Source organism: Oligoflexus sp. (assembly GCF_035638955.1).
Taxonomy (GTDB): Bacteria; Bdellovibrionota_B; Oligoflexia; order Oligoflexales; family Oligoflexaceae; genus Oligoflexus.
This window is the reverse complement of sequence record NZ_DASQYZ010000128.1, coordinates 1-6,343: the sequence shown is the minus strand read 5'-3', so window position 1 is coordinate 6,343 and position 6,343 is coordinate 1. Positions and strand designations below refer to the sequence as shown.

Sequence of the window (6,343 nt, the reverse complement as noted above, 5' to 3'; positions counted from 1 at the left end):
CCCCAGGGAGCTTTGGCGTCGCCTGGAAATTCGTGCCTTGGAAGAGGACGCTGGGCTGGGGGCACAGAAGCCCGGCATGCCGATGACCGGGCCAGCCTTGCCCAAACCCATGCGGGATATGTTCTTGACGTGGATTCAAGGCGGCTGCCCCCTGGCGAACGAGGAAAAACTTTGCGGTGACCACGCGATTCCCACGATGAAAGGTGTAAAAAAATGAAGATGCGACTTGGAGTGTCGGGGCTCCTTCTTCCTCTTGTGCTCTCCGCTTGCACCAGCAAAAAATCAGAAGGTCCGGACAGCGGGACGGGCCCGACACCAACGCCGATTCCATCACCCACACCGACGCCTGCCCCCACAAAAGTTCCTCCTGTCGGTGGATTGGATGCCTGCAAGCCCGAGGGTTTCGAAGAGGCCCGCAGCATAGCGGAACCGACTCTCAGGGCCGCGTTTTGTCTCAATCATGCCAGGCAAGAAAGTTGTCGCGTGTCGGAAGATTACCTAGTCGCCTGCATGACGCTGGCTGGCGATTTGGATCCGACGGTGACGCGGGCGCATGTCGGCCTTATTATGAAAACCTATGAATTCAAGGAATAACGGAATGCAAAGCGGAAGAATGGGTCATAAAAAGCTGGGGTCGATGCTAATCTTTGTGGGACTTCTCATGGCCTGCGAAAAATCAAAGGACGATGGCGGGGCGCCGATCGATCCTGCTCCAGTCGTGACAGAAGCTCAGAAAGAGTGCATGAAGAACCAGCTGGTCACTGTCCTTCCATGGGGACCCTATGATGCCGTGAAAGCCTATCGCGCATGCGGTGGGCCTGATGACAGCAAGGTCTTCGCGGCGCTTGCCGAGGAGCTTTTTGTCGTGGAAGAGGGGAAAAACTGGCGGCTTCGCTAGGTTCTTGAGAATTATGGTTGAGTTGGTTGCATTTCACACGTTCAAAGGCTTTGAATGTAAGCAGAAGGCGAGTCCGCCCAACTTAAGAGTCTGGCGGACGGCCGGATTACGGACAGTTCGCCAAAGTCGCTGTTATATCCTTTTCCAGTTGATTGCGCACGGTAAAGGTCGCGGCTTTTTGATAAGCCTGCAGCTGCTGGTCCAGCGCCTGCTGTTTGCTTGCAAATGTGTCCGCGGGACAAAGGCTCCACAGTGCAACAGGTTTGAAAAATTCCTTTTCGATGGTGTAACGCGCCGTGAAGTAACGGCTGTCATGCAACCATTCCGCCTGATGCTGGCTCAACATTTTAGCCAGTTCCTCGTAGCGGCGGCCATAGGGAGCAAACAGAAGGCCGTTCTCGCGAGCATGGAAGATATCCTTAATCGTGCTGCAAGTGATAATGACTGTGGGAAGAGCATCAGCGCTGGCGCAGTAGCGATAATCACCCGAAACGGCCACGTACTGGGCCACGGCTTTGGCAACAGCGAACGACGTCTGAGTCCAGCGTTCATTCATGGCCTTGACTGCAAGGTCTGCAGCCGCGAGGTCATAGACGCCGTGGAACTGGGGAAGCTTCTCTTTTTCTGCCGCTAACATTACAAGAGATTGAAAGAGGGAGCTTCTGCTGCTGCTCGAGTGCTGGGACTTTAATGGGAAGTTTCAAAACTCATTCAACGTAAGCGTAGAACCGAATCAATGTGCGATCCGCCATGGCCAGACACTGACTAATGGCCTGCTGCCAGATCCGTTGATTGTGACCAAAATGAGCGGGGGTCAGCCACTTATTGTTATCAATCATGGCGGTAGGCGCAAATTTTGGGTCTTTAAAGAACAGATGGAGGACGTCTTCACAAGACACTTCTTCCCGATACACCAAACCATCATAGAGCCAGGAGGCCTCTCTATGAGACTTGGTCCCATCCAAATGCTTCTTAAGCTGCTGCTCCGTATGCTCACCAAATACAATCAGATATTTCTCTGCCATCGTTTGAAGCCCTTATGCCGTACGGCCTAAACTATAGCTCAAAGCCCTTGTATCAGCAATAGACTCTTCCATCTGCCATGGATTGAGGCCAATATTTTGCTGCAGAAAGCACAAAACGTCTGCAGTTTCCTCGATTCGTTTTTGAATGGGGCTCCTGCTCAATAGCCTATAAATTGCCGCGGACAAGACTGCTGCACAAAAAAGTAAATGAGCTCCTCTGTCGAAAAAATAACTTGAAAGAAAGTCCAAAGCAAATAGCTTTGGACCATACCTTTCTCAATCCTTGATACTGCAATTTTCCAAGTATTTTGCTATGAACTTTGCGCCGCAGCAAAGGCAGACTTTAAGTTTGCTTTCTGCGCATGATTAAGAATTAAATCTTAGACGGTCCCACAGACTATCAACGGCAGGAGCTTTAAGACATTTCAATTCTTCATAATTTCAAGTCAACTTCGGCAGAAACTATCTGTCCTGGCACCTTATAAGTACTGGTCCCCAATAAGTGCTCCGCACTCACCTGTGTCTTGACCATCTCGCACCTAAGAAACAGCTCCAGGAGGAAGAACAGAAAACGTCAAAGGAGCCACTCAATCGGAAGACAGGCCAGGACTCCAAGGCCAAGCCGCTGCCAAAATCCGGTTCCAGGCTCCTGGTCATACCTGACTTCCCGGCCGTCTTGTAACCCGATCCAATAGAGCTGATCGTCATCCCCCAGCCGGACCTCATAGGCCTGTTGATCAATTCTGCGATCAAAAACGGATTGAATCTCCTGGGCCAGATTGGGGCTGTCGATAACAAAGCCAAGCTCTGTATTGAGATCTGCCGATCTAGGATCAAAATTGAAGGACCCAATAAAAATCCGCGTGCCATCGATCGCCACCGTCTTCGCATGCAGGCTCGTCTGCGAGCTGCCTCGTCCCACGCCATCCGTTTCGATGCGGGGTGTGGCATTTCTAAACTCATACAGCTCCACGTTCAAACCTAGCAGCGGTTTTCGGTATTTTGCATACCCGGCATGTACGACAGCCACATCAGTGGCCTCGAGGGCATTCGTTAAAACCCTGAGTTTGACGCCCTGCTTCGTCATTTCAGCAAAAGCGTCCACACCATCCGCCGTCGGCACAAAGTAAGGCGAGACGATATCCATCCGCCTTGCCGCAGGCCCCATCGTAGCCCTTAAACGTTGCAGAAGCATGCTTTTCGGCGGTGCCTGGCCCAATCCTTTGGCAGGATCATCGCTCACCATGTGCGTGCTGGCCCATTCCAAATCGAGCCGACCCTTCCTGAGTTCCTGGACAAAGTTTGAGCTGCGCACCGCATCCAGGTAATGCTGAGCTGCAGCGCTCCGCTGGACTCGCTCGGCAGCTGCGGTGATATCAGCTTTGGGCTTCTCATCATCCAGGATAAGGCTCACGGGATAGGCCGAATGGCTGGCCCAGTAGCGATCAAAATCGCGTGACACATCCTTGACCACGGGACCAACGGCCAGAACATCAAGATCAACAAAGAGCATATCTGTGGTGACGCCAAAGTATTCATCGCCCACGTTGCGCCCACCGATAATAGTGGCCTGATTATCGGCGGTAAAAGACTTATTGTGCATGCGTCGGTTCAAGCGTGAAAATCTGTGATATAGCCAATCCATCTTGGTTCCCGGAGCAGGAATGGATTGAAGAGGCGAATTTCTATATGAGTGTGGGCATCGAGTGCCTTAAGGATGGGATCCATTCCAGACGTATTATTGTCATCCAAGAGCAGACGTACGCGAACGCCTCGATCCGCAGCGGCACGGATGCTCTCAAAGAGCAGGATTCCCGTCGTGTCCTGATGCCAAATGTAATACTGAATATCCAGGCTCCGCTCGGCAGCCTGAGCCAGAAGTATGCGGGCTGCAAACGCTTGCCGGGCCTTGCGTAAGGAATAAATTCCTGACTTCCCCTGATGAACACCTGACAGCGGGGTGATGGCCCGACCCAGTGCGGTGGAATCCGTATCAATCAAGGCTGTCGATGCCGAACGCTGGTCGAGGGACGGCAGGGTTCGGCATCCCATCAGCAAAAGGAAGATGGAAATGCGGCTGAAAAAAAATAACACTCTCAATCCCCCTCCTATCTCCTGGGCAGATGCGGAGAAACCTTATCAGGAAGATCAGTTTCCTTACTTTGTATGGACCAACCCGTCTTAAGCCCCAGTACGAACCATCCCAAACCAAGCGCTCCAACGGCGAAGAGTGTGTCACCGATAACCCTGAGCCAGCGAAGTTTATCAATGAGCGGTGTCTGCATGAATTCCGCTGAGCGCGCATACCAATAACCCTGTTCAAAGCTGGCCAGCGTTTGCAGGATCCCAATCGGGAGGGGACTCAGGAGGACCATCAAAGCCAGGCCTATGTTGATCGACCAAAGCGAGAAGCTGATGAGCCCATTTTTCCATACCTGCCGAGCCGCGAGACCCTTGAGTACAAAAAGCATAAGGCCAATGCCAAGCATTCCATACACTCCAAAGAGAGCAGAATGCGCATGAACGGCCGTCGTATTGAGTCCCTGCATATAGTAGAGGGCAATAGGCGGATTGATGAGGAAGCCAAAAATTCCAGCACCGAGGAAATTCCAAAACGCGACTGATATAAAGCAGTAGATAGGCCAGCGATAGGCCCTCACCCACGGCGCGGCGCGGCCCAGCTTAAGGTTGTGGTAGGCTTCAAATCCGACGAAAACGAGAGGGACCACTTCCAGTGCACTGAACGAAGCGCCTATGGCAAGCACAGCCGTGGGTGTCCCCGAGAAATAGAGATGATGGAACGTTCCCAGAATGCCGCCAGAGAGGAAAATAATAGTGGAGAAAAGCACCGTGGTTGTAGCCAAACTGACTCCAAGGAGTCCCATTCGTACAAAGAGAAATGCGATGACCACGGTAGCAAAGACCTCGAAAAATCCTTCAACCCAGAGATGAACGACCCACCATCTCCAATACTCAACGATCGCTAGATTGGTCGTTCGACCCCACATAAGGCCCGCTCCATAAAAGAGAGCGATGGCTGCGGATGAAATTAAAAACAGAGCGAGAAGATGACGGCCTTCTTCCTCTTTGCGAAAGGCAGGCCAGATGGCTCTTGTCATCAAAAATAGCCAAAGAAGAAGTCCTATGAAGAGAAATGCCTGCCAAAAGCGTCCAAGGTCGACATATTCATAGCCCTGGTGACCAATCCAGAAATTAACATCGAGATCGAGTTTCTGCATGATCGAGAACCATTGTCCCGCCAGCGAACCGACGACAATGATGAGCAAAGCCACGAATAAAAAATTAACACCAAGACGCTGGGCTTTGGGTTCATAGCCGGATACGGCCGGCGCTACAAAAAGACCTGTAGCCAACCATGACGTTGCAATCCAGAAAATTCCCAGTTGCAGGTGCCAGGTTCGAGTCACAGAATAAGGCAGGATTTCGGCCAGCGGAATGCCATAGAATGCTGTGCCTTCCACACCATAGTGAGCTGTCACGACACCGAGTGCAATCTGCACCACAATCATGCCCGCAACGACCCAAAAATATTTAAGAGTGGCTTGCATGGAAGGGGTCGGCGCAAGCGCGAGAAGCGGATCCTGAGTGGGAAGTTTGGACGCATCCAGGTGCTCTTCAGGCCGACTTGCGTAATAGGCGGCCAAGGCGCCAATGCCTGCTAAAAGCAGGATAACACTAAACCCGGTCCAAAGAAGAAGCGAAGAACTCGGTTCATTGCCAACAAGTTTTTCGGGAGGCCAATTGTTGGTGTAGGTAATGTCCTGGTTGGGACGTTGCGTGACCGCTGCCCAGGCTGTCCAAAAAAAGAACGCATTCATCTCTGCCATTCGCTCTGGATCGTTGATCGTATTTTTTTTCATGGCATAAGATTCCCTAAGGTCTGCCATGGCTGGGTCACCCATAAATAACCCGGTATAATGTTTTGAGACCTCCTGAATAGCTGAGGCTCTCAGAGGAGAAATGCTCAAAATGCCTGTTATGGGATCATATGTATTGGTTCGGAGTTCCTTCCGCAGTCTTGTTTTGAGAAGACCTTGCTGCTCTTCATTCAAAACGTCGTAAGGGTTGCCATACTCAGCCTGCGCTAGCTTATTTAATATAAAGATGGCTTCCCGATGGAGCCAATCGGCCGACCAATCGGGCGCGCTATAGGCGCCATGACCCCAGATGGAGCCGAGTTCCTGACCGCCCGTCGTTTGCCAAACCGCTCGGCCTTGGTTGATTGTATGGCCTGAAAAAACCACCTGTCCCTCTGAGGTCAAGACTTGCGAAGGGACCGGTGGAGCCTGTCGGTAGATCTCCCGACCATAGTAGCCAAGTACGGCAAAGGACGTGATAACCACTCCTGCCAGGACAACCCAGAGTCTTCGCGCGCCACTCATTTCTTTTCTCCACGATT

At 51.9% G+C, this 6,343-nt stretch carries 7 protein-coding genes and 1 pseudogene; 3 read left to right on the top strand and 5 right to left on the bottom strand.

Annotated elements, in window-relative coordinates; genetic code table 11:
• The 3 genes and pseudogenes from VE954_RS12760 to VE954_RS12750 all read left to right on the top strand — a co-directional run.
• Window positions 1-217: pseudogene (locus tag VE954_RS12760) on the top strand (hypothetical protein); the annotation flags it as partial.
• A complete protein-coding gene (locus VE954_RS12755; protein ID WP_324953275.1) occupies window positions 214-594 on the top strand; it encodes a hypothetical protein in 381 nt (126 codons plus the stop codon). The pseudogene VE954_RS12760 and the gene VE954_RS12755, both read left to right, overlap by 4 nt.
• A gap of 4 nt (window positions 595-598) precedes the next feature.
• Complete coding sequence (locus tag VE954_RS12750) at window positions 599-898, top strand: hypothetical protein (RefSeq protein WP_324953273.1); 300 nt, start codon at window positions 599-601, stop codon at window positions 896-898.
• Window positions 899-1,004: 106 nt separating this feature from the next.
• Here VE954_RS12750 and VE954_RS12745 read toward each other — a convergent pair whose 3' ends face one another.
• From VE954_RS12745 to VE954_RS12725, 5 genes are all read right to left on the bottom strand, one after another.
• Window positions 1,005-1,535 (bottom strand): hypothetical protein, encoded by a 531-nt coding sequence (locus VE954_RS12745; protein ID WP_324953271.1) that lies wholly within the window; start codon window positions 1,533-1,535, stop codon window positions 1,005-1,007.
• A 70-nt stretch (window positions 1,536-1,605) separates the two neighbouring features.
• Entirely contained in the window at window positions 1,606-1,923 is a 318-nt protein-coding gene (locus VE954_RS12740; protein ID WP_324953269.1) for a hypothetical protein, read from the bottom strand.
• A 574-nt stretch (window positions 1,924-2,497) separates the two neighbouring features.
• A complete protein-coding gene (locus tag VE954_RS12735) occupies window positions 2,498-3,526 on the bottom strand; it encodes a phospholipase D-like domain-containing protein (RefSeq protein WP_324953267.1) in 1,029 nt (342 codons plus the stop codon).
• Window positions 3,527-3,534: 8 nt separating this feature from the next.
• Window positions 3,535-4,023, bottom strand: coding sequence for a hypothetical protein (locus VE954_RS12730; RefSeq protein ID WP_324953265.1), 489 nt, complete (start codon window positions 4,021-4,023; stop codon window positions 3,535-3,537).
• A gap of 8 nt (window positions 4,024-4,031) precedes the next feature.
• Complete coding sequence (locus VE954_RS12725) at window positions 4,032-6,326, bottom strand: nitric-oxide reductase large subunit (protein WP_324953263.1); 2,295 nt, start codon at window positions 6,324-6,326, stop codon at window positions 4,032-4,034.
• Window positions 6,327-6,343: the final 17 nt, after the last annotated feature.

Coding starts and splice junctions, on each gene's coding strand:
- VE954_RS12755 (WP_324953275.1), top strand. CDS start 214: ATGAAGATGCGACTTGGAGTGTCGGGGCTCCTTCTTCCTCTTGTGCTC.
- VE954_RS12750 (WP_324953273.1), top strand. CDS start 599: ATGCAAAGCGGAAGAATGGGTCATAAAAAGCTGGGGTCGATGCTAATC.
- VE954_RS12745 (WP_324953271.1), bottom strand. CDS start 1,535: ATGTTAGCGGCAGAAAAAGAGAAGCTTCCCCAGTTCCACGGCGTCTAT.
- VE954_RS12740 (WP_324953269.1), bottom strand. CDS start 1,923: ATGGCAGAGAAATATCTGATTGTATTTGGTGAGCATACGGAGCAGCAG.
- VE954_RS12735 (WP_324953267.1), bottom strand. CDS start 3,526: ATGCACAATAAGTCTTTTACCGCCGATAATCAGGCCACTATTATCGGT.
- VE954_RS12725 (WP_324953263.1), bottom strand. CDS start 6,326: ATGAGTGGCGCGCGAAGACTCTGGGTTGTCCTGGCAGGAGTGGTTATC.